At 42.7% G+C, this 23,924-nt stretch carries 24 protein-coding genes and 1 riboswitch; of the genes, 16 read left to right on the forward strand and 8 right to left on the reverse strand.

Going from position 1 to position 23,924, the window contains the following annotated elements:
* Positions 1-49: 49 nt before the first annotated feature.
* Both ACZ5LF_RS00095 and ACZ5LF_RS00100 read right to left on the reverse strand, forming a co-directional pair.
* Positions 50-1,477, reverse strand: coding sequence for a polysaccharide deacetylase family protein (locus tag ACZ5LF_RS00095; protein ID WP_464759293.1), 1,428 nt, complete (start codon positions 1,475-1,477; stop codon positions 50-52).
* A 75-nt stretch (positions 1,478-1,552) separates the two neighbouring features.
* Positions 1,553-2,143 (reverse strand): TetR/AcrR family transcriptional regulator, encoded by a 591-nt coding sequence (locus ACZ5LF_RS00100; protein ID WP_380570052.1) that lies wholly within the window; start codon positions 2,141-2,143, stop codon positions 1,553-1,555.
* A 149-nt stretch (positions 2,144-2,292) separates the two neighbouring features.
* Here ACZ5LF_RS00100 and ACZ5LF_RS00105 point away from each other — a divergent pair, with 149 nt between their 5' ends.
* The 8 genes from ACZ5LF_RS00105 to thiE all read left to right on the forward strand — a co-directional run bounded on the left by ACZ5LF_RS00105 (position 2,293) and on the right by thiE (position 9,928).
* Positions 2,293-3,945: a YhgE/Pip family protein gene (locus ACZ5LF_RS00105; RefSeq protein WP_380570051.1), complete on the forward strand. Its 1,653-nt coding sequence runs from the start codon at positions 2,293-2,295 to the stop codon at positions 3,943-3,945.
* A 196-nt stretch (positions 3,946-4,141) separates the two neighbouring features.
* Complete coding sequence (locus tag ACZ5LF_RS00110; RefSeq protein WP_380570050.1) at positions 4,142-4,888, forward strand: metal ABC transporter ATP-binding protein; 747 nt, start codon at positions 4,142-4,144, stop codon at positions 4,886-4,888.
* Positions 4,885-5,730 carry a metal ABC transporter permease gene (locus tag ACZ5LF_RS00115; RefSeq protein ID WP_380570049.1) on the forward strand — a complete coding sequence of 282 codons (846 nt, stop codon included), beginning with the start codon at positions 4,885-4,887 and terminating at the stop codon, positions 5,728-5,730. Before ACZ5LF_RS00110 ends, ACZ5LF_RS00115 begins: the two co-directional genes overlap by 4 nt.
* A 37-nt stretch (positions 5,731-5,767) precedes the next feature.
* Positions 5,768-6,715, forward strand: a complete 948-nt coding sequence (locus ACZ5LF_RS00120) for a metal ABC transporter solute-binding protein, Zn/Mn family (RefSeq protein ID WP_380570048.1) — start codon at positions 5,768-5,770, stop codon at positions 6,713-6,715.
* Positions 6,716-6,879: 164 nt separating this feature from the next.
* Positions 6,880-6,979: riboswitch (TPP riboswitch) on the forward strand.
* 72 nt (positions 6,980-7,051) lie between these two features.
* Positions 7,052-7,735, forward strand: coding sequence for a thiaminase II (gene tenA / locus ACZ5LF_RS00125; RefSeq protein ID WP_380709805.1), 684 nt, complete (start codon positions 7,052-7,054; stop codon positions 7,733-7,735).
* Entirely contained in the window at positions 7,728-8,522 is a 795-nt protein-coding gene (thiD, locus tag ACZ5LF_RS00130; RefSeq protein WP_380570046.1) for a bifunctional hydroxymethylpyrimidine kinase/phosphomethylpyrimidine kinase, read from the forward strand. Before tenA ends, thiD begins: the two co-directional genes overlap by 8 nt.
* A gap of 3 nt (positions 8,523-8,525) precedes the next feature.
* Positions 8,526-9,311: a hydroxyethylthiazole kinase gene (gene thiM, locus ACZ5LF_RS00135; RefSeq protein ID WP_380570045.1), complete on the forward strand. Its 786-nt coding sequence runs from the start codon at positions 8,526-8,528 to the stop codon at positions 9,309-9,311.
* A complete protein-coding gene (gene thiE, locus ACZ5LF_RS00140; protein ID WP_464759296.1) occupies positions 9,311-9,928 on the forward strand; it encodes a thiamine phosphate synthase in 618 nt (205 codons plus the stop codon). Before thiM ends, thiE begins: the two co-directional genes overlap by 1 nt.
* A 40-nt stretch (positions 9,929-9,968) precedes the next feature.
* Here the strand turns inward: thiE and ACZ5LF_RS00145 are convergent, their stop codons facing one another.
* On the reverse strand, positions 9,969-10,442 hold the full coding sequence (locus tag ACZ5LF_RS00145; protein WP_380570043.1) for a branched-chain amino acid transport system II carrier protein: 474 nt from the start codon (positions 10,440-10,442) through the stop codon (positions 9,969-9,971).
* Between the two features lie 370 nt (positions 10,443-10,812).
* On the opposite strand from ACZ5LF_RS00145, the gene ACZ5LF_RS00150 reads away from it, so the two are divergent.
* From ACZ5LF_RS00150 to ACZ5LF_RS00165, 4 genes are all read left to right on the forward strand, one after another.
* On the forward strand, positions 10,813-12,270 hold the full coding sequence (locus ACZ5LF_RS00150) for a flotillin family protein (protein WP_380570042.1): 1,458 nt from the start codon (positions 10,813-10,815) through the stop codon (positions 12,268-12,270).
* Positions 12,271-12,544: 274 nt separating this feature from the next.
* The gene (locus ACZ5LF_RS00155; RefSeq protein WP_380570041.1) at positions 12,545-13,585 is read left to right on the forward strand and encodes a quaternary amine ABC transporter ATP-binding protein; all 1,041 of its coding nucleotides are present in this window, start codon (positions 12,545-12,547) and stop codon (positions 13,583-13,585) included.
* Complete coding sequence (locus ACZ5LF_RS00160; RefSeq protein WP_380570040.1) at positions 13,575-14,405, forward strand: ABC transporter permease; 831 nt, start codon at positions 13,575-13,577, stop codon at positions 14,403-14,405. Before ACZ5LF_RS00155 ends, ACZ5LF_RS00160 begins: the two co-directional genes overlap by 11 nt.
* Positions 14,406-14,425: 20 nt before the next feature.
* Entirely contained in the window at positions 14,426-15,313 is an 888-nt protein-coding gene (locus tag ACZ5LF_RS00165) for a glycine betaine ABC transporter substrate-binding protein (RefSeq protein WP_380570039.1), read from the forward strand.
* Positions 15,314-15,424: 111 nt separating this feature from the next.
* Here the strand turns inward: ACZ5LF_RS00165 and ACZ5LF_RS00170 are convergent, their stop codons facing one another.
* Positions 15,425-16,204, reverse strand: coding sequence for a hypothetical protein (locus ACZ5LF_RS00170; protein ID WP_380570038.1), 780 nt, complete (start codon positions 16,202-16,204; stop codon positions 15,425-15,427).
* A complete protein-coding gene (locus ACZ5LF_RS00175; RefSeq protein WP_380570037.1) occupies positions 16,194-16,532 on the reverse strand; it encodes a PadR family transcriptional regulator in 339 nt (112 codons plus the stop codon). The genes ACZ5LF_RS00170 and ACZ5LF_RS00175 overlap by 11 nt, the downstream gene beginning before the upstream one ends.
* A 217-nt stretch (positions 16,533-16,749) precedes the next feature.
* Between ACZ5LF_RS00175 and ACZ5LF_RS00180 the strand changes: the two genes are divergently transcribed.
* Together ACZ5LF_RS00180 and ACZ5LF_RS00185 are read left to right on the forward strand one after the other, a co-directional pair.
* Positions 16,750-17,211 carry a GNAT family N-acetyltransferase gene (locus tag ACZ5LF_RS00180; RefSeq protein ID WP_380570036.1) on the forward strand — a complete coding sequence of 154 codons (462 nt, stop codon included), beginning with the start codon at positions 16,750-16,752 and terminating at the stop codon, positions 17,209-17,211.
* A gap of 54 nt (positions 17,212-17,265) precedes the next feature.
* Positions 17,266-18,390, forward strand: a complete 1,125-nt coding sequence (locus tag ACZ5LF_RS00185; RefSeq protein WP_380570035.1) for a tyramine oxidase subunit B — start codon at positions 17,266-17,268, stop codon at positions 18,388-18,390.
* A 97-nt stretch (positions 18,391-18,487) separates the two neighbouring features.
* Here ACZ5LF_RS00185 and ACZ5LF_RS00190 read toward each other — a convergent pair whose 3' ends face one another.
* The 3 genes from ACZ5LF_RS00190 to ACZ5LF_RS00200 form a co-directional block, all read right to left on the reverse strand.
* The gene (locus ACZ5LF_RS00190) at positions 18,488-19,684 is read right to left on the reverse strand and encodes a CynX/NimT family MFS transporter (RefSeq protein WP_380570034.1); all 1,197 of its coding nucleotides are present in this window, start codon (positions 19,682-19,684) and stop codon (positions 18,488-18,490) included.
* Between the two features lie 4 nt (positions 19,685-19,688).
* Positions 19,689-20,378 (reverse strand): FadR/GntR family transcriptional regulator, encoded by a 690-nt coding sequence (locus ACZ5LF_RS00195; RefSeq protein ID WP_380570033.1) that lies wholly within the window; start codon positions 20,376-20,378, stop codon positions 19,689-19,691.
* Positions 20,379-20,527: 149 nt separating this feature from the next.
* Positions 20,528-21,418 (reverse strand): RluA family pseudouridine synthase, encoded by an 891-nt coding sequence (locus ACZ5LF_RS00200; protein ID WP_380570032.1) that lies wholly within the window; start codon positions 21,416-21,418, stop codon positions 20,528-20,530.
* Positions 21,419-21,684: 266 nt separating this feature from the next.
* Here ACZ5LF_RS00200 and ACZ5LF_RS00205 point away from each other — a divergent pair, with 266 nt between their 5' ends.
* Positions 21,685-23,175 (forward strand): peptide MFS transporter, encoded by a 1,491-nt coding sequence (locus ACZ5LF_RS00205; protein WP_380570031.1) that lies wholly within the window; start codon positions 21,685-21,687, stop codon positions 23,173-23,175.
* 346 nt (positions 23,176-23,521) lie between these two features.
* The gene (locus ACZ5LF_RS00210) at positions 23,522-23,878 is read left to right on the forward strand and encodes a SpoIIAA family protein (protein ID WP_380570030.1); all 357 of its coding nucleotides are present in this window, start codon (positions 23,522-23,524) and stop codon (positions 23,876-23,878) included.
* The last annotated feature ends 46 nt before the right edge of the window (positions 23,879-23,924 follow it).

A 23,924-nucleotide genomic window follows, 5' to 3' on the forward strand; every position in this document is an offset into this window, starting at 1 on the left:
AGATTAAAACCCCGCCGATATCAATTTATGATATCGGCGGGGTAATTTATTAGTCCAATTCTGAAACAGTTACAAATTCATATCCTTCAGAAGACAAATATTCCAAAATATCAGGCAGTGCTTGAGCCGTTGTTCCATGAATATCATGCATCAAAATAATAGCGTCATCATGCATGTTAACCCTTATTCTCTTCTCAATTATATTAGGGTCCTTATTTTTCCAGTCTTCCGTGTCTATCGTCCAAAGCACTGGCTCCATGTCGATGAAATTATTGATTTCCTCATTCGTACTTCCATACGGTGGTCTAAAGACCGTAGGCTTCAACCCTGTCGCCTGCATTATCAATTGATTGGTCCGGGATACTTCAATATCGATCTGTTTAAAGGAAAGTGTGGTGAAATCTGGATGGTTCATCGAATGGTTGCCGATCTCATGACCTCTCTCCGCTACCTCTTTCGCAACATCCATGTAATACTCTATCCTTTTACCTTGCATAAAGAATGTTGCTTTTGCATCATATTCATCAAGTGTATCGAGTATATTCAAAGTATGCTCTGGATGGGGTCCATCATCAAAAGTAAGTGCCACTTTCTTTGTCTGTTGATCAATCGCCCGTTCAGTATATACTTCCGCTTCCGTATCCCGTTGCTCCTGTGCGCCATCGTCTACGTTAGACGTCTCCAGAAATCGGGTGTATTCTTCCTTCACAAGATTTTGTGCTTGATCGAAAGGTATCTTTACCTCGATACTCCCCGCAGCACCCGCTGCTATCTCATACTCATTGAACGACAAACCTAATCCTTCTTTTGTTATATAAAGATTATTGAAGTCATTATCCGGGGCTTCGATCCATTTCTTCAATTCATCTTCAAATAGATAGAGACTCAAGTCTTCGTCTTCTTCTGCGTATTCAAGAATATAATCATAAAATAATTTTCTGTTTTCTGCAGTATCATCGAATATATCCTGGCCTTCTATTATTTCTTGGTCTTTTACATCAGCCATCATTATATTCTTCCTCGTTTCGCCATTGGCCCCATATGTAAACATATATGTAGTAAAGTCGAATGTATAAAGATTGTCATTTATGCGCTCAGTTTCATAGCTGAGGTTGAAAATTGCTTCCTGGCCTGAAGGCGGCACTTCAAAATCTTCAAGTTGTTTATTGAAATGGTTCCTCTCAGCTTCAATATATTGCTTGATTGCATCATCAATCGAATCAACAGCGGTTTCGGGATATTGCGTGCTGGCGTTCAATGTTTCAGTGTCTTCAATTTCAGTAATGATATCTATCCCTGGATAATTCGATTCTTCGATAGACTTAGATTCTTTTTGTTCTGTCTTTTCCGGATTATTCTCTTCTCCCTGGGAGCCTTTTACGGAACTTGTATTCTGCTCCATCTTTTCGGGGGACTGGCATGCTCCCAGTATAATGATAATGGTAATTAGATACATTAATTTCTTCAATTCAGTCACCTTTCGCCCCGGTACGGGCCTATATTTTTATCTGGCTATCGCTCGATTAGATCTTTGCTCATAATAAGAATCAGCTCATATATCAATTGCCTTAAACACGCCATTTATGGTGAATGTTTCAATTAGACCCGCCATCTCTTCGGTCGATTCCTGACAGTCATTTTTAAGCCATTTCAAAAAAATGCCCATATGAGCATTCGTCACATATGTTATCAAGTAATCCGTAAACCCCTCCGAGTTCAAATCGACACCGAACTCCTCACTCTTCACTTTATAGAAGTTATACATATGACGGGAAAAATACTTCGCAAACTCTGTGGTGCCCACACTGTTGGCTACCGTCAACACGCGTATTCGATTTTCCTCAAGGTACTCAAAAACTTTCACGATAGTCTCTTTAACCTGACTTTCCGCAATCTCGCTGAAACTCTCTCCTACAATGTTGCCATACAGTAATTCTTCGATGTCTGAAACAAGTGCAACCTGAAAACTCTCTATCAATTCATATTTGTCGCTGTAATGGCTATAGAAAGTTCCCCTGTTGATCATCGCTTCGTCACTTATATCTTTTATCGTGATATTTTCAAACGGCTTCTCTTTCAGTAGCCTGATGATGGCATCATCTATGCTCTGTAATGTTTTCTGTACCCTCAGATCTTTCTTCAAAAATACCCAACCTTTCCAGTCTTTATGTCGGTTATCCCACACAATGGATTATATTAACCATTGAACAATCAATAAAACAACATATAATACTTTATTGTACACAATGTTCATTAATTATATTTTAGCATAAATAATGGAAAGGTGATTCAATGTTTCAAGATTTTAAATTTATCTTCAAAAAACCAATGCTTCTAACTTCCCTTCTCGTCATCTCTTTATTGCCCGTCATATATGCATCCATCTTTCTCGGTGCCATGTGGAACCCCTATGATCGTACCGGTGATATGGCTTTCCATATCGTAAACGAAGATAAGGGTAACGAAGATATTGATCTAGGCATGGAAATAGAAGAGGAACTTAAGGAGAATAATCAGCTTGATTGGCAGTTCACCGACTTGGATGAGGCCAAAAAAGCACTGCAAAAAGGGGATTCGTACGGTTATCTGCAGATTCCTGAAGATGCCTCCGACAATGCAATGACTTTTTTGAGCGATGATCCGAAACCAGTGGATATGGTGTTGAAAACGAATCCAGGGCATAATTTCATCGGCTCGATAATGTCTGAACAGGCTGGTTCCATGCTGACGGATACTGTAAAAACGAGCATCACTGAAACTTATACATCCACACTCATCGGCCAACTGAATGACCTCTCGGAACAAAGTGATGAAGCCAAGCAGGCATTGGCTGACCTAAAAAATGGCGCCCATGATCTCAATGATGGATTGATCGAAGCTGAAGAAAGTACTGCCCAATTGAATCAGGGCGCTGCTGAGGTTAATGAGGGGGCCGGTCAGCTCAGTCAGTCGTCAAAAGCACTTCATGATGGTGAAACGCAGTTCACAGGACAATTGGAACAATTCTCACCGATCCTCGGCAACAACGCCCAGATGGTTTTAGGTGCACAAAGAGAACTAGAGGAAGGTGCAGGGCAAATCGAAGCGGGCAGCTCGCAGTTAACCCAAGGGGCTAGTGAGTTGAATTCCGGTTTATCACAGCTTGAGTCTGGCACAGGGGATTTGGTGGAAGGTTCGGGAGAACTTGCTGGTGCACTCGATGAAATTGATACAAGGTTCAATGAGGTTTTATCCCAGTTGGATGAAAATAATATTGCCTTTACGGAAGATGGTGCAAAAGCCATTGCCGCACCCGTTAATCTGGATCATGAAAGTATTGTAGATACCCAGAATTATGCCCAGAGCTTTGCGCCGCTCATCATTGCAGTAAGCTTGTTCATTGGCAGCATCACCTTCAATGTCGTCTACCCGATGAATAAGATTTTCGAAGACAGACAATCTGTACTACGCCAGTGGGTGAGCAGAATCTCACTGTTCCTTAGCCATGCGTTATTGATGTCGACGCTGTTATATATTGTTATAGTCTGGATTATGCAGATTGAAATCGCCAGCCACGGGAAATTCTTCCTGGCCATGCTGGTGTGGTCGACTGCCTCCATTGCAATGATTGGACTACTGGTCATGATTTTTGGGAATTTCGGAAAGTTTTTAGGCATCGTACTGCTCATCATCCAATTATCATCAAGTGCCGGTACTTTCCCGATAGAGACCTCAAGCGATTTCTACCAGGGACTCTATCAAGTGGTACCGATGGCCTTTGTAGTGACCGGTTTCAGGGATGCAGTATTCAATCAAGGATTCGATTATAATTTCAGTACGGTAATCTATGTATTGCTCACGACGATACTGGCAGCTTCCATCCTCATATCATTAGTCCTGCTATTGAAGAATAAAATGCCGAAGTATGAAGAAAAAATAAATAAACTAAGCAAATTTGAAAGTTGATTCTAGCAGGGGCCTACTAAATGCAGTAGGTCCCTTTTAATTTACTTGAATGACTGCAGTTTTGCATATCTTCAGTAATTTCATTTGTAAAATCCAAGAACTTTTGTTATAGTGAATTAAGTTTAGGGAGCCCTAACTTAGGGATCCCTAATATTCGCTATCCCATTGGGATATAAAGCAATAGGGGGATCACGTTTTGGAAGAGTCACTCGTCGTTAAAGATTTAACAGTTTCATATTCTAATAAAATCGCCATAAAAAACCTTGATATTTCTGTTGATTCGGGCAAGCTGATCGGCATCATCGGACCGAATGGTTCCGGAAAATCAACATTTGTAAAATCAGTCCTTGGTCTGGTGCCGAAAGATTCGGGGGAAGTACAGATATTTGGAAAATCCATCGATAAAATCCGCAAGAATATCGCCTATATTCCCCAAAGATCAAATATAGATTGGAATTTCCCAATCCTGGTCAAAGATACGGTAATACAAGGCACCTATCCCAAATTGGGCTTATTCAGCCGCCCTAAAGAGAAGGAAAAGACGAGAGCCATGGAGGCATTGAGAAAAGTTGGAATGGAAGAGTTTGCCGATAAACAGATAGGAGAACTTTCAGGTGGGCAACAGCAAAGGGTGTTCTTAGCAAGGAGTCTGGCCCAAAATGCAGATATATTCTTCATGGATGAGCCATTTGTCGGAATCGACATCCATAGCGAGGAAGTCATCATCAAAATTCTTAAGGAATTGAGGGACCAGGGAAAAACACTATTCGTCATCCACCATGATCTGACCAAAGTAAAAGATTATTTTGATGACTTGATCTTGGTGAATGGGGGATTGGTTGCTGCAGGACCGGTTTCTGAAGTATTCACGCCAGATCTGATGGAGAAAACCTTTAACGCACCATTAGCTGTCTTAAAGAACATGGGAGGTAAATTATCATGAGTTTTTTGAATGACCTATTGTTCTATGATTACCTCCAGAAAGCATTGATCACTTCAATAATGGTCGGCATCATATCTGGTGTAATTGGCAGTTTTATCGTACTGCGCGGCATGTCGCTGATGGGAGATGCCATTTCCCATGCAGTACTGCCTGGCATCGCCATTTCCTACATGTTGGGCATTTCTTATTTCTATGGGGCTGTAGTAGCAGGAGTGATTGCTGCAGTGGGGATAGGTGGCATCAGCCAAAACAGCAGGATCAAAACAGATGCTTCGATCGGAATAGTGTTCTCAACTGCTTTGGCCCTAGGGATCATACTGATTACAAAAGCGCAGAGTGCAACAGATCTGACGCAGATACTGTTCGGTAACGTCCTGCACGTCAGGACTTCTGATATGTGGATCACTGCAGGGGTCAGCCTTCTGGTCATTATCATCATCGTGGTCTTTTATAAAGAACTGCTCATTGCAACATTCGATGAGACGATGGCACGGGTTTATGGATTGAATACCCGCTTCATCCATTATGGTCTGATGGTACTATTGACACTTGTTGCAGTGGCGTCCCTGCAGACAGTCGGAGTGATACTTGTAGTCTCACTACTGATTACACCAGCTTCGACCGCCTATCTGCTGACGAACCGCCTATCCATCATGATTGTGCTATCTTCAATTTTTGGAGCCAGCGCTGCAGTGGTCGGCATCTATTACAGCTATATGCATGATCTGCCTTCCGGCCCGGTCATAGCCATCGCTTCAGCCATCCTCTTTGTATTGGTGCTGATCTTTTCTCCAAAACAAGGTGTGTTGTGGCCAAAGCTTCGCAAGATGAAAAAATCATAATTGATGATCCATTATAAATTTTTAGGAGAGATTAAACATGAAGAATAAGATTACTTATCTGATCGGCCTGTTGATGGTCGTACTAGTGTTGAATGCTTGTTCAAATGAAAGCAGTGCCGCGAGTGAAGCGAATGAGGATGAAAAATTGAAAGTGGTCACATCCTTTACGATTCTAGAAGATCTCGCCCGTGAGATTGGAGGCGAGGATGTCGACATCCATAACCTCGTACCGACCGGCACGGATCCCCATGAATATGAACCACTTCCTAAAGACATGAAAAAAGCCACTGACGCAGATATTCTTTTCTATAACGGCTTGAACCTTGAAGGTGGTGGAAATGGTTGGTTCTTTAAAATGATCGATTCCGTCAATCAAGACCCAGACGATGTCTACTCCCTATCAGACCGCATCGAACCAATGTACATCACTGATGAAGAGACCCAAGCAGAAGAAATCAACCCGCATGCTTTCATCAGTCCTAAAGTAGGGATAAAGATGGCAGAGGATATGCGTGACGCTTTCATTGAAAAAGACCCGGAAAGAAAAGAAAACTATGAGAAGCGGGCTGACGAATATCTTAAACGATTGAAAGATGTAGAAAGGGATTACCAGCAGAAGATAGATGACATTCCGAAAGAAGACCGGGTACTTGTTACAAGTGAACGCGCCTTCCAATATCTTGCCAGTGATTACGGTTTGAAGGAAGGGTATATATGGGCGATTGATACTGAAGATACAGGCTCACCCAACCAGATAAATTCACTTGTTTCATTCATTGAAGAAAATGATGTGCCTGTACTGTTCATCGAATCGAACGTCGATCCGCGTCCGATGGAGACCGTCTCCGATCAGACGGGCGTTCCTTTTTCCGAGAAACCGATCTATTCAGATGAAATCGGAAAACCAGGTGAAGAAGTGGACACCTACATCAAGTATCTGAATTACAACATCAATCTGATTCATGATGAATTAAGTGCCGAGTAAAAGACATGGCCGCACGGCCATGTCTTTTTTATGGCTGATGGACCCAGATGATTTCCTTATTGAATTTCCCGGGAAATTGTCGGCACACCTCGGCAGTCTGGTGGCTCAAGCTCCTATTTGACTTTAAGGGACGAGTCGGCTAACATGGGAATCAATTGAATACGCAACACCACTAGGGGTGCTTTTTAGCTGAGACGGTCACAGACCGATCCCTTTGACTTGATCTGGATAATGCCAGCGTAAGGAATGTGGGATGGTCGGACATATCCTGTCTTCATACTAAACCCATTTCCTACGCTGGAAATGGGTTTTTATCATTCTAATAGGAGGATTATGATGTTAAGTACACAACTGAAGCAGGATGCAGAGCAGTTTATTGACGAAATTTACGGGGATGATTTCATCCAAGGGCTCATAAATGAAGATATTTCTCACGCTTCACTCATCCACTATCTCCAGGCAGATGCATTATATCTTGAGGAATTTGCAAATATTTATGCCATGCTGATCTCGAAGACCACTTCCAAGGAAATGATGGAATATCTTCTCGAAGAGATGCGCTTCATACTTGGGGGAGAGGTCGAGGCACATGAAATTCTGGCAAGAGCTGTAGGGAGGCCATATGCAGAAATCATAGAGGATGGAGAATGGTATCCTTCTGCCGATCATTATATTAAACATATGTACTATAACGCCTATGCTAAGGAAAATATCGCATTCACACTAAGTGCCATGGCACCGTGCCCCTACATCTATCAAAAGTTGGCGGAAAAGGCGATGGCGCAAAACGTATTCCAAGAAAACCACCAATACCGGGGATGGTTCGAATTCTACAGTGGTAACATCGATGAGACGGCTGATGTGATGTTCAAAGCCATCGACAAAGAAGCGGGGAAAATGAATGATTATGAAATAGGCCTGCTGCGCAAAAATTTCAGGGAGAGTGCGGAGCATGAGAGGCGTTTCTTCAATATGGCGATGACAAGAGAACACTGGGCGGAGGTGGATATGAATGTCTAGAATGCCCATTGCATTGACGGTTGCAGGGACCGATCCGACTGGCGGCGCTGGTGTTTTGGCTGATATCAAAACCTTCCATTCACGGCAGGTTTTCGGAATGGCCGCAATCACCGCCCTGACCGCACAAAATACCATCGGCGTCCAAGATGTCCATAATATCCCGGGACAGTTTCTACAGGAACAATTGGACAGCATCTTTTCCGACGAAGTGCCAGACGCCATGAAAAGCGGCATGATTGCCAACGAAGAGATGATGACAGTCATAAAAGAGTGTGTTGAACACCACCAAGTCCCCTATATCATCGATCCGGTCATGATTGCCACAAGCGGTGATCCACTCATAGATGAAGATGCTGCTGAATTCCTCAGAACACAGCTTTTACCCCTTGCTTTGACCGTTACACCAAACATACATGAAGCAGAGAAGATCAGTGGCCAACAAATCAGCAGTGAGGGGGATATTAAGAAAGCTGCCGATATCTTCCTGAATGACATCGGGGTGCAGAGCGTTGTAATAACAGGCGGACATCTGGATTCAGGTCCTACAGACTATTTATTTACTGCAGACAATGCAATAGAACTCAGTGAAACGCGTATCGATACAACTAACACACATGGCACAGGATGCACATTTTCAGCAGTGATGACAGCAGAGTTGGCCAAGGGGAAATCGATCGAAGAAAGTTTCCGTACCGCTAAGCGCTATATCACTTCGGCAATCAGATATAACCCAAATATCGGAAAAGGTAATGGACCAGTCAGCCATTTCAGCTATAAAGGAGAGTAATTGATGGATAATATAAATAGACTCAGAGAGATGAACCCGCTTGTTGTCTGCATCACAAATGATGTCGTCAAAAACTTCACAGCTAATGGGCTACTTGCGATAGGCGCTTCGCCACTTGTAGGCGGGGAAGTCGCAGAAGCTTCAGATCTGATGAAATCTGCTTCTGCACTCCTCGTCAACATTGGTACTGCAGACCAATCCAAACTACAGGTCATGGATGAGATGATGAAGGAAGCAAACAGGAATAACGTGCCGATTGTATTTGACCCAGTTGGATTTGGTGCTTCACGCTTCAGGGTGGAGATTACAGAGCAGCTTTTATCACGCCACGAAGTGTCACTCATTAAGGGAAATGCTGGGGAAATGCATGCGCTGTCAGGGGCTGAAAGCAATATGAAGGGGGTCGACTCGAAAGAAGAGACTCCTGTCGAAGAAATTGCAGGCAAGGCCTATGATCGGTACAGGACCCCTGTACTTGTTACAGGCGCGCAAGACGCCCTCATGACTGGGAACGGAGTTTCGATAATGGATAGCGGCCATCCCCTGCAGGGAAGAGTGACGGGATCCGGCTGCCTCCTTGGTGCAATCATCTGTGCATTCCTTGGCACTTCAGACCGGTTCGATGATCAATCCGTCATTGATGCAGTCAGCTATTATAATCTATGCGCTGAAAAGGCGGCTTCGGCCCAGGAACATCCAACCCCAGGCACTTTTGCCACAAAGCTGATCGATGAGCTGTATTTGAATGATGACAACTTGCTCAAAGAACGGAAAGTGGTGGCCAGATGATGAATAAAAACGCACTTGAACTATATTTTATCTGTGGAAGTTCCAATACGGATGAGAACCTCCTCACTGTGGTTGAGAAAGCTTTGGACGCTGGTGTCACAATGTTCCAGCTCAGGGAAAAGGGGAGCAGAGCCTTGGAAGGCGCGGAACTGATGGAGGCAGCTTCTAAAATCAAAGAATTATGCAATAGCTATGAAGTTCCCTTCATCATTGATGATGATTACACATTGGCTGAAGAAATCGGAGCCGATGGGGTACACATTGGCCAGGATGATATCGAGCCCCAAAATCTCCCTCCCTATTTTGACGATAAGATCATCGGCCTATCTGTAGGTAACGCAGAAGAATTGGCATCAAGCAACCTTGAAAAAGTCAGTTATATAGGCACCGGCCCTGTCTATGCAACACTTTCAAAAGCGGATGCCGGCAAGGCCATTAAGCCGAAAGGACTGGCTGACATGAGACGCCTGATCGGCGATATGCCGATGGTGGCGATAGGCGGCATCACCCCGGACAATTACATGGCCTGTCTGGAAAATGGAGCCGATGGTATATGCATAATCTCTGCCATTGCAAACGCACCGGACATAAATGCTGCCGTAAATCGGTTCTTATGATGTTTAAAAATAATAGCTGAAGGTCCGTGCGGACCTTCAGCTATTTGATATCATCGTTGAACTGTATTGCAGGATTCCGTCTATTCCCACTGGCCGCCCTGCGTCTATATCGATCCACGCCATAGCCCGCCGCTCCTGCAACAAAGGCCGGAAGCATCCAGCCAAGACCTTGTTCGAAGAACGGCGTTTGACCAAGGAGGAAACCAACAGTTTCTGATTCAATGCCGACGCTGATCAACACCTCATAGCATGCATAGACGGCAGTCACGAATACTGCAGCCTGATGCATCTTCCTGCTTTCCCCCGTTACGCGCTCAACTAAAGAGAGTACTATCAGGACTATCGCAACCGGATAGATGAATGCCAGTAGGGGAACCGCAAGCTTTAAGATCAGGTCCAATCCCAAGTTCGATACTAGCAGGCCGATTAGAACGAAAATGCCCGCGTAGGTGGAATATGCAATACCAGGGTAGATCTCGATTTGATACTTAGAGGATGTCCGGGTTGCTGTCAAGTATTTGAAGCCGAGTCATTTCCCGTTAAAAAACGCCCCTGGAAAGGGACGAAACGATAGTCACTCTGCCATACTGTCCTGCATAGCCATATTGATGAAACTTGTTCAACTGACATGATTCTTTGGGCTCCATCGTGAAATTCTTTTCGGAGACATGCTACTTTTCGCATCCTTTACCTTCATCCATGACGTCGGTGTCATCCAACTTATATAATCTAGCAGAATCTTGTCAGAAAAGTCAATATTATCGCAACATATATATTTATCCTACTAAATTCAGATAATTCTAACCAATGTGCTTTACAATGATAAATACTTGTAATACTGTGATGTTGATACATAAATAATTTAATGAGATAGGAGCTTACATATGTTTAAATTGACTGGTACCTTGATTGCAGTAATTGCCATCATACTGATCGCCATCATAGCTGCCGTCGGATGGTATATCTTCATGAAAGCCAGATACCGCACTGTACCTTCCAACGAAGCGCTCATCGTTACAGGGCCAAACCTTGGAGATGAAGCAAAAGAAACCAACATCTATAAAGATGACCAGGGCCGCTATATGAAAGTCATCCGGGGAGGCGGGCATAGGCTCAAGATGTTCCAGACGGGCACAAAAGTCTCCCTTAAATCATTCCAGCTACAGATATCCACGCCAAAAGTCTACACTCTGGAAGGAGTCGGGATATATGGTCAGGCGGTTGCGACTGTAAAAGTGGCTGATGACCTGGACGGCATCGTCAAATACGCCGAGCAGTTCCTTGGAAAGGAACAGGAAGAAATCGAGCACGAAATCTCTGAAGTACTGAACTCCAACCTCCGCGCCATCCTGTCGAAGATGACTGTCGAACAGATCAATAAGGACCGTGAAAGCTTCAACGAACAGGTCCGCGAGATTGCGCAGGATCAGTTGAACCGGATGGGCTTCAAAATCACGTCTCTTGGTCTATCCGACCTGAGGGATGATGAGAATTATCTTGAAAACCTCGGGCGTCCTCAAATCGCCCGGATCAGAAAAGAAGCTGAGATTGCAGAATCCGAAAACAGACGTGAAACTGAAATACAACAAGCCAAAGATAATGAAACCATTTCCAATGAACAGTATAAAAGAGAAATGAACATAGCGGACAGCCGCAAAGAGAAAGATCTGAAGGAAGCAAGAAACTTGGCTGAAACAGAGAAGGCGAATGCTTCTGCTAAAGCCTCCGGCCAACTTGAAGAAGAAGAAAGACGTCTCGAAGTGGAACAGCAGCGGCTCGAAATCCGTGAACAGGAAAAACAGAATGAATTGAAACTGTTGAAACTGGAACGGGAAAATGACGTTGAAATCGAGAGACAACAGGTTGAAGTGAGGAGGCAACAGGCTGAGGCAGATTACTATACACGGACCAAAGAAGCTGAGGCTAGGGCCGAGGCCCGCATCGCAGAAGGTAACGCCGAAGCACAAGTCATAAGGGAGAAAAGTCTCGCGGAAGCCGAAGCAATCGAGCGCCGTGCCAAAGCGATGTCTGAACATAAAGATGTCATCATCCTGGAACAGTTCATCAAAATAATGCCTGAATTCGCCAGAGCAGTCAGTGAATCCATGAGCAACGTAGAATCCATACGCATAATGGACAGCGGAGGTGGTGAACAGCTGAAATCATTGCCGAATACCGTCACGGGTACAATGGCTAAACTTCAGGAAAGTATGGGCCAGATGACTGGATTCGATCTGGATCATTTCCTGAATAATCTATCCGATGGCAAATCACAGATATTAGATGACAATGGTGAAAGTGACGAGGAACCGAATTCAGAAGATGTGAACGATACCCAATAGACCTTAATAAAGGTAATTTTCCCCGACATTTGTACACACAATTTCAGATAGAAAGGTCAGAAATCTTAATTATAGAGACTTCTGACCTTTTTTATTAATCTGTTAAAAATCATGATCGATACTCGATATATACTTACTCTATGCAACCTACTATTTTTTATTACAGACATATCTTATGGGAAGTAGATTTGATTTAGCTGAATCTCTATGATACGTTTAAGAATGTACTAGTTTTAAAGTATTGAAATAAAGTCAAGTGTAAGGACTGAGTTTTTTGAGCGTAATAGAAATCAAGAACGTCACTAAAGTATTTGGTACATATGACGAGGAAGTACAAGAATTATTGCATAATAATTCATCAAAAGATGAAATCATTAAAAAAACTGGTGCTACAGTTGCAGTCAAGTCAGCAAATCTAAGCATCGAAGCAGGAGAAGTCTTTGTTGTCATGGGACTATCCGGTAGTGGGAAATCCACCTTGATCAGGCTGATCAACCGATTGATTGATCCTACTGAGGGGGATCTTTTGATTAAAGATAAAAACGTTGCGCAGCTGAGCCCGAGTGAGTTGAGGGATTTCAGAAGGTCGAACCTGAGTATGGTTTTTCAAAATTTTGCGCTTTTCCCTTTTAAAAACATCTTGGAGAATGCGGCATTCGGACTTGAAGTCCGAAAGTTCCCAAAGAAGCAGAGGCGAGAAAAGGCAGAAGAGGCTTTGAATCTGGTAGGACTAGGAAATTATAAAAAACAGTTGCCGAATCAACTTTCCGGCGGTATGCAGCAACGTGTCGGATTGGCTAGAGCACTGGCCAATGACACGGATATCCTGCTTATGGACGAAGCATTTTCGGCCCTCGATCCTCTCATCAGAAAAGAGATGCAGCAAGAGCTATTGCAGCTTCAGCAAAAAATGCAGAAGACGATAGTATTCATCACTCATGATCTCGACGAGGCTTTGAGCATAGGTGATCGCATCGCACTGATGAAAGATGGAGAAATAGCACAAGTCGGGAAACCTGAAGAAATCGTCACAAACCCAGCAAATGATTACGTCAAATCTTTCGTTAAGGACATTGATCGTTCGAAAGTCCTCAAAGTAAAGCATGTCATGGAGCATACTGATGAAGAAAACCGTTCTGCTGATCTTCCTTCCATAAATTCTGAAGCCTTGCTTTATGAAACATATCCATTGTTCAAAGACGGAGTGCATGAGCTGACAGTGGAAGAGAATGGACAGAGCATCGGTATTTTGGAGTTCAATAAAGTATTTGAAGTATTGGCTCAAGGAAATGAGGTGGAAGACAATGCTGGATAATCTCCCTCGTCTCCCAGTAGCCCAGTGGGCATCAGATTTTGTCGATTGGCTCACCAGTTCCTTCAGCTTCGTATTCGATCCAGTCAAAGAATTTCTGGAAGGATTGATGGAGTGGATCATTCAAATATTGGAATTCTTCCCTCCTACATTATTTATAATCATAGTAATGGCACTTGCATTTATATTTATGAAGAATAAGATACTCTCTCCTATTCTAATTGGGGTTGGTCTTCTATTCATATATAACCAAGGATTATGGGCAAACTTGATTGACACTATGACCTTAGTTATCATAAGTGGCTTGATATCGGTAATTTTGGGCATTCCTTTAGGTATACTGATGTCTAAAAGTACTGGTTTCGAAACGGTCATGAAACCAATTTTGGACTTTATGCAGACAATGCCCGCTTTCGTATATTTGATTCCTGCAGTTGCGTTTTTCGGAATTGGCATGGTGCCGGGAGTGTTCGCTTCCGTCATTTTTTCAGCACCCCCTACAATTCGTCTGACGAACTTGGGAATCAGGCAGATATCTGCTGAGCTCATTGAAGCAAGTGATTCATTTGGCACCACCCCGATGCAGAAACTGATCAAAGTGCAATTGCCTTTGGCAAGCTCTTCAATCATGGCCGGGGTGAACCAGACGATCATGCTGGCACTTTCAATGGTGGTCATCGCTTCCATGATTGGTGCGCCGGGGTTAGGAACAGAAGTATTGAGTTCCCTACAAAGGGCTCAAGTAGGTACTGGATTTGTTGCTGGATTGGGAATCGTTATATTAGCGATTATTATAGATAGATTTACTCAATCAAAAAAATAATTTTATAGGAGGACATATTCATGAAGAAATGGAATCTATTAGTATTGACGCTTGTACTATCAATAGTACTTGCTGCTTGTGGCGGTTCAGGCGAAGAGGACTCTGCAAGTGAAGAGAGTTCAAGTGACAATGGCAATCTGGGTGAAGAAGAACTTACTTTATCTTATGTAGAGTGGGATTCTGAAATTGCTTCTACCCATGTAATGCAGAAAGTATTGCAGGATGAAGGCTATAACGTAGAAATCACACCTTTGGATAACGCTGTAATGTGGCAGTCAGTCGCCACCAACGAAGCAGATGCATCCGTAAGTGCATGGTTGCCTCTCACACATGGCGATCTGTATGACGAGTATGAAGATCAGATTGAAGACTTAGGTGCTAACCTTGAAGGCGCGGCTATCGGTCTGGTAGTACCTAAAGACTTTCCAGCGGAGTCCATTGCAGACCTGAGTGATCAGGCCGACCAGACGATTACAGGCATCGAACCAGGTGCAGGTGTTGTACAGGCCTCCGAGAGAGCTCTGGAAGATTATGATAATTTGAGTGACTGGGAAGTTCAAACGTCTTCCTCAGGTGCAATGGCTACAGAACTTGGTCAAGCAGTCGAAAATGACGAAGAAATTGTAGTAACAGGCTGGTCCCCACACTGGAAATTCCAGAAATACGACTTGAAATACCTCGAAGACCCTGAAGGTACATTCGGCGAAGCGGAAGACATTGTTACCATCGCAAGCCAAGAACTTGAAGATAAAAGCCCACACGCTTATAAAGTTCTTGATAACTTCAATTGGACAACAGAAGACATGGAATCAGTAATGCTCGATATAGAAGAAGGTACTTCTCCTGAAGATGCTGCAGCGAATTGGGTAGAAGATAACGCTGATAAAGTTTCCGAGTGGACTGAATAGTTTGACCCATTTAAGGAGGCATCCAATTTTGGATGCCTTCTTTCTTATATCCTTGATATCGAGGAGAAAGTACTACAGCAACTGACAGCCATTTTCAAAACACACAGTCAATTAATCATCAACTTCTTTTTTCGAGTAGAAAAACAGAACTGTCATTACAACTGCGCTGACTACAAATAATGCAATAGCCGATACAATGATATAGTTTTCGTCTGTAGGATTGCCACCCACAAAAATTTTCGCTGATAACTCCGGAAGACTCAAGGCAATGATCAGAAATGTATAGAACCACCGACCCGTCATCACCGTCCCAAAGACGAATATACCAAGCAAAGATAATCCGGCTATCATATTGCTTTTTGATGAAAGTGTCATAAATTCATATATCTGATAACGGTCTGCCAAGTAGAGTCCACCAACTAGAAGTGCCATGTAAATTACACCATACACTCCACATAGGACAACCCCCATCTTACTTATCTTTTCCGTTTCTAAATCGGTAAATCGGATGAAGATGAACTTAACAACCAGATAAAACAGAAATGGACCGAATAGAATCAACGAAATGTAATAGATGAGCATAGATACAGTATAGTCAAAATCTCCTCTGATCAGACTCGGTATAGTGAACATCCCCATCAAAAAAATAAAGATCAGAAGTATTTTTCTTCTCAAGTGATTAGTCTCTGGTAGTTCAATCGAAAGTGTCTTCAAGTAATTTTTTACAGAACCGCCAGTGACACTTTCCAGATCTTCTCCATTTTGTTCCGCCAGCATCAGATGGTCTCTTAACTCCTCTTCCAGGTCATCCCTGTATTCATCGTCTTTACCCCGCGCCATCATTTCAATTCGAAATTTCTTTAGGAACTTCTCCGATTTTTCACTTAACATCTTCATCTCCCCCAAATAAATTAGACATCCCCTGGTTCAACTTTAACCATTTATCCTTAAAATTTCTCAATTCTTCTTTACCGTTGTTGCTGATGCTGTAGTATTTACGTTTAGGACCACCACTATCCGATTTCACCATGCGTGTTTCAACATAACCCTTTTTGCTTAGCCTCAGAAGCACGGGATATATACTTCCCTCACTGATATCAGGAAACGCCTTTTCTTTAAGTTTCTCGGCTATTTGATACCCATAAGTTTCATCTTCAGCAATTAAAGCAAGAATTGCACCATCCAGCAGTCCTTTCATGATCTGATTTGAAACTGACATCTTTTCCTCCCTCCAACTATCTTATAATAAAATATAGTTCATTATAAGATAGTTGTCAAACATTAAAATATAGATCACCTTTCAAATTTATATCGTCATAACAATTCATTTTTTGAAAACCTTTTTATTTAGAGCTATACTTATAGAATTAGCAGTTTAAGATTCTAAAGCTTCAATGGGTATATACTTAAAAATCATATAGATGAGGACGTTTAAGATGAGTGTAATTTCACTGGAAAATATTCAGCCGGATGACAAAATCATAAGCAGAAAAATAAAGTTGAATGACCATCAGCTTTCTTTTATAGAAACAATTGAGGAATGCCTTGAAGAAGCGAGGGATTGCAGTGCATGGCGTCCTGTCGCCATCTATGCAGACGATGTACTGGTTGGGTTTGCCATGTATGGTTTTGTAGGCGAACCAAAAACAGCATGGATAGACAGGATCATGATAGATTCAGCCCAACAAGGCAAGGGGTTTGGACGAAATGCCATGAAGCATTTGATCGACGTTGTTATAAAAACATATGATGTCGGGGAAATTTATCTCAGTTTCGTAGAAGGCAACGATGTCGCCAAAGAACTATATGAAAAACTCGGTTTTAAATTCACTGGAAAATGCGATCCAAATGGAGAGCTGATTTATAGATATGAAGTAGATCTGTCTTCCCATCAGTAAGCGCAACTCATCAGGGTTATAAGGGTAGAGAAGTTTAGAAGGAAGTGAATATACATGGAACAGTCCAGAGTCGATTTTCTGTATTTGAATGAGAAGGATATGATTGAGGCGGGTGTACTCAATATGCACGCGTGCATCAAGGAAATGGAGGCGGTTTTCCGTCTATTGAGTAGTGGAGATTATGTAATGGGTGGGGCCAATGATAACTCACATGGCATGTTGATTGATTTCCCGGCCAACCCGGCACATGAAGGCATGCCAAAAGACGGGCCTGATAGGAGGTTCATGGCGATGCCCGCATATTTGGGTGGAGACTACAAAGTGTCTGGCTGTAAGTGGTATGGTTCAAACATAGCCAATGTAGACAAAGGCCTTCCGCGTTCCATATTGATGATGACTTTGAATGATGCTGATACAGGAGTACCCCTGGCATATCAATCCGCCAATCTGTTAAGTGCCTGGAGGACTGGGGCGATCCCTGGAGTGGGTGCGAAGTATTTGGCAAATCCTGATTCTGAAATTTTCGGGGTGGTAGGCGCAGGATCAATCGGCACCTCTAGTGCAGAGGCTATATTGGATGTATGTGAAAACATAAAAACAATCAAGATATTCGATGCTCATGAATCTACCGCACAAGCATTGAAAGATAGGCTAAGCAAAAAATTTTCCAGTCTTAATATCGAGATTACGAATACTCTTGAAGATACCATCAAAGAAAGTGATGTCATAAACCTGGCGACAGCTGGGGACGCAAATCCAAAAATCGAAAAGGAATGGGTCAAGCCTGGTGCGTTATTCACCGTTTCATCAAGCGGCGACTTCGACCCTAAATTTGCGATTGATGATATGAAACTGATCGTTGATAATTGGGCGATGTATGAAGCGACGATAGATGAAGACCATTATCCTTATTATAATCCGACAATGGGCGTGATCGGCAGACAGCTTCTGGATTGGATCGAGGAAGAAAAAATGGACTCCAGCATCATCACCGACATCGGGGATATCATCACCGGAAAGGTCGGAGGGCGGACATCTAAAGACGACATCATCTTATATGGCCTAGGTGGGCAGCCAGTCTATGATGTGGCATGGGGGTATAGGATCTATCAGAATGCCCTAAAAAAAGGCATAGGAACAAAGTTGAACCTTTGGGATGAAGCTTATCAGGCAAGGTAGCCGTATGATATTTCCAATACTCAAATATAAAAGTCGTATCCATAACGGATACGACTTTTATTTGTTGCTTAGATATTTATGCTTTTCCAGCCCACTTTTAGGCAGTTACCTGACCTTTCTTTCCTGAAGCGGTCCCTACAATCAATATGATGACCGCCAAAGCGATAAGAAGTGTAAGCGGCAACGTCCAACCGCCTGTTATATCATGCAAGGCGCCGACCAGTACTGGACCGACCGCGGCAAGCAGATAACCGAATGATTGGGCCATCCCTGATAGTGCTGCGGCCTCCTTGCCGTCTTTCGTCCTCAGAGTGAAGAACATCATGGATAAGCTGAAAGCACTACCTGCTGCGATACCGATCAGTATCGCCCATAGTGGCACCAGCAGCGCACCCCCTTGGAGCAATCCGGCTAACCCAATAATGAACAGAGCGCCTGTCATGAAACTCAACATAACCTGATTTTTCATCTTTTCTGCTACCACAGGTACAATAAAAGTAACTGGTATGATAGCAAACTGCATCAGGAAGACCATCCAACCGGCAGTATTGGAATCATAGCCATTTTGTTGGAGGATATCCGGCATCCATGTGATCAGCGTATAGAAAATCAAAGATTGTCCCCCCATGAATACCGTAATCTTCCATGCCAGAGGAGAGCGCAGTAAACTGTCTCCCTTCTCTTTCTTGACGGCGGCTTGCCTGCCTCCGCTTTCTTTAAGTTGAGGTAGCCAGATCAATAGGGAAGTTGCAGCTAGTATAATCCAAAGTGCAAGCGCACCCTGCCATCCAAGGCTCCCGGATGAAGCGAGGGGTACGCTGATTCCCGAACCGAGTGCACCGAATACATTCATGAAAATAGCATAGATACCCGTCATTAGGCCGATTTTAAATGGGAATTTCATTTTGATGATACCAGGTATCAGTACATTCCCTACTGATATTGCCAGTCCTATAAAAAAAGTTCCCAGGAAAAGAGAATTGACCCCTGAAAGCGAACGGACTGCAACTCCTACAATAAGTATGACGAGCGATAAGGCAACGGTCCGCTCCATACCGATCCGATTGGCGATTTTAGGGGCAATCGGAGAGAGTAGGGCGAACGCCAGTAGAGGCAATGTAGTGATGGCTCCGGCAACTGCGTTGCTGATTGCCAGGTCTTCTCTGATGAATGGAATGAGAACCCCAACCGAAGTCAGAGGTCCCCTTAAGTTTGCCCCCACCAGAATAATCCCTATGACTAGCAGCCAATTACGCCTTGAACCAAATTTGGACCCAATTTCGTTTTTATCCATGCAATTATTCCTCCATCATTTCAGAGACATCTTTTTTCAGTGCGCCTATGTACTCTTCGACATACACTGAAGCTGCCTTTTTATCTTTATTCTGTATTGCTGCAAATAAATCAAGGTGCAGCTCTTCTTCATATTTTAATGGTGTGTTCAAGTTTATCAGTGCTTCTATCGATTCCGAGATATTTTCTAAGAGCGGTTCATATAGATCAATCAACAATTGATTATCAGATGCCTGGACTATAGTCTGATGAAAGCGTGTATCCATTTCGATGAACTTTTTACGATCTTTCTTACGGACCGCCTGTCGGCAAGCCTCAATACATTGTTCAAGCGTTGCCAAATCTGTTTCATTTCTATATGTCGCTGCTAATTGCGCTGCCTGCTGTTCTAGAGCCAGACGAACATCAAGTGTATCCAGTAAAGCTGATTTTTTGATATAGCGCTTTAATGTCGCACTGAGCGCATTTGCAGAACGGACTATAGTGCCGCTGCCCTGCTTGGATTCGAGTAATCCTGCATGAACCAAAGCACGTATCGCTTCACGCAATGTATTTCGGCTGACATCAAATTCCCTCATCAACTCTATCTCTGGGGGAATCTTTTCATCTACTCGCCAAATGCCAGACACTATCAAGTCTTCCATCTGTATGGCTACTTGCTCCACCAGATGCACACGGTTGGTTTTATGTATCATATCGTTCTCCTTAAAATTTGTAGGATGATTGGTATAGTGGTCATATTATCACGACTTATAAGTAGTCGCAATGCGATTTATATAGCCGTAATATTCAGTCATAAAAAATACCGGCATGCCTACTGCGGCACGCCGGGGAAGTATCTTCATCAATTTATTTTTTTCGTGAATGACTTAGGTATGGCCGACTCAAATCGCATGGTTGCTTTAGTTGTTGGGTGGATGAAAGACATCGCATGGGCATGCAAGCCAATCCTGCCGATCGGGTTGATGCGGGAACCATATTTCTTATCGCCCACAATGGGGTGCCCAATCTCCTGCATATGCACACGGATCTGGTTTTTACGCCCAGTCTCCAGATTCACCTGCAACAGCGTAAAATTTCGATCGGACTTCAATATCTCATAATGCGTGACTGCCTTCTTTCCTTTGTTTGGATTCTTGCTCGAACGCATAATCAATGCCTTGTTCTCAGTCAGCCATGATGTGATCGTGCCGCTTTCCTTCACTTTTCCTTCGACCAACGCGATGTACATCCGTTCCGGCACAGCCTCTTTCCATGCATTTTGCAGTTTCTGCTGAATGTATTTGCTTTTCGCAAATATCATGATGCCGGAGGTCTCACGATCCAAACGATGAACAACAAATATCCGGTTCTTGGGATTGACCTCCTTCAGATAAGTTGCCAATTGACGATACGCGGTCAGCTGTTTTTCTTTATCTGATGCGATAGATAAGATCCCTGCATCCTTTTCGATTACAACAATATCATCATCTTCATGCAGAATCTTGATACCTTTAATCTTTACGTTCTTTGATGCTATTTTAGGAAGAATTTTAACATGATCGCCGTGTTCAAGCGGATCATTAAACTGCGTTGTGCCCTCCCCGTTGACGAAGACCTGACCATGACTCAAGTGATCCTTCACCGATTTCCTGCTGCGGGAGGGCATAGCTGCAAATAAAAACTTCAGCAACTCCGATGGTTCTTCAACAATCCATTCCAGCTCTTCTTGATTCGCATTACTTCTCTGTTTCATCATAAACCTCCTTGATACTTCTGGCCATAGACCTGAATAATTTACATCTCATACTATTATACTATCAATTTTACATGGTGTATTGTGCTCCTACCATGCGATAATCATTTTTAACTTAAATTCACTTTATACTTGTATATGGTCATTTTATCTCTATTTAACAAAATAATTGTTGTAATAATCCATAATTCATACTTTTTAGACCAATTTTAGTTTGAAAATTATAATATCCAATGTTTAAATTTATAATATTGAGGAGGATAATGATGGCAAATCAAAATACTAACGTTCCAGATAAAGGTTTCTTTGGTCATCCAAAAGGTCTGTCTACGCTATTTTTCACTGAATTTTGGGAAAGGTTCAGCTACTATGGCATGAAGGCCATACTGGCCTACTATATTTATTATTCTGTCACTAAAGGTGGCTTTGGGCTCGATCAGAGCACAGCACTGCAGATCGTTTCCATATATGGTGCTTTAATATATATGACCGGCACCATCGGCGGCTGGGTGGCTGACAGGATCACCGGTACGCGAAACGCCTTATTCTATGGTGGCGTCCTGATTATGATCGGACATATTCTAATGGCAATACCAGGCAATTTCACGCTTCTGATGGTTGCTTTACTGTTCATCATAATCGGATCCGGACTATTGAAGCCAAACATAAGTACAACAGTAGGCATGTTGTATGAGAAGAATGACTCCCGAATCGATTCAGGTTTCACCCTCTTCTATATGTCCATCAACATGGGCGCACTTATATCTCCATTGATTATAGGGTGGTTGCAGGTAAACGTCGGATTCCACGCAGGATTTGCTGCAGCGGCAATCGGTATGTTCATAGGGCTTGTCATCTATGTGCTCACCGGCAATAAATTTCTTGGGGACTTGGGTAAAGGCGTGCCTGATCCATTGAGTAAAAGCGATAAATTAAATGTAATGAAATATTTGACTATAGCTGCGATAGTCATTGCAGCACTCGTCATCGTTGCATACTTGACGGATGAACTTAAAATAAGTAATTTTTCCAATGTAATCACTTTAATCGGTGTATTATTACCGACCATTTATATTATTGTAATCTTAAAAAGTAAAAAAGTTGAAAAAAGCGAAAAGCGTAATGTATTCGCGTACATACCTCTCTTCATCGCTTCAGTCGCATTTTGGATGATCCAGGAACAAGGTTCGACGATTCTGGCTCAATTCTCCGATAAGAAGACAGAGTTGGATATGGCAAACTTGACTAATGGATTGATAGATTTTCAAATTCCAGCTGCTTGGTTCCAATCCTTGAATCCAATGTTCATCCTTATATTCGCACCAATATTTTCGCTTCTTTGGGTTAAATTGGGTAGATTCAATCCATCTACTGTAATCAAATTCGCCTTAGGCGTCATATTGGCGGCAGTAGCCTATCTTCTGATGATCATACCTTTAACAGGTGGACAGGAATTGATCAACCCTATATGGCTCGTCCTAAGCTTTATGCTCATTACACTCGGGGAATTGTGCATTTCCCCTATCGGACTTTCTACAACAACAAGGCTCGCTCCTAAGGCATTCACTTCACAGATGATGAGCGTCTGGTTCCTATCGAACGCCATGGCTCAAGGGCTCAACGCGCAGATGGTAAAGATCTACAGCGTCATCAGTACAGAGGATTACTTCCTGTATTCTGGACTTACTGCTCTAGGCATCGGGGTTCTCCTAATACTTGTAAGTCCAAAACTTAAAAACTTGATGAGTGAAACTTAAATAATTCTCATCAAAATAACCTATGAATATCGGACTTCTATACAGAGTTCTACTCAAAATACCCGCATTTTTTACATGTGGGTATTTCTTTTTACATAACGACGGTCGCACTAGCATTACTTACGTTATTACAGGATTATTAAAATCTTATTAAGGTTGATAATAAAGGATTTCAAAGGTTTTACTCTAATTTTAAGCGTTATAAAAAATAAATGATCAAGATATAAATAACGCCTTTATAATGTGCGTTTTCGACTACTCTAACTACCCGTATCCCTGTTTCAGATAATCTGGGAACGGGTAAAATAATAGAAAATAGAAACGTCATCAAGGAGTTGGTCCAACCATGATGAAGATTGAAGAAAGCAGATATCCGAATACTGTATATATCGAGATGGATGGAGAGCTGAGTGAGAGTGATGTGAGGAATGCAGAAGCATTCATCAATGACAAGTACGGGGGTAATCAAAAGCTCAGCGGTCTCATCTATATAAAGGATCTGGAAGGTACTGATGCAGATGCCTTCCTAAGCGGAAGTGCTGTCGACCTTAAACATTGGAAGCAATATAAAAAGTTTGCTTTTGTATCTAATCAACCATGGGTCGATTTAGGATCAAGCGTGATCAATTGGCTTCCCGGTATAGAAGTCCAGCACTTCGATAAGGCTGAAATCAATAAAGCTTGGGAATGGATACAGAGATAAAACATTAAAATTACTACTAGCATAACAAAAAAGCAGACGGGGAGTG

This window comes from Salinicoccus siamensis (assembly GCF_055391965.1).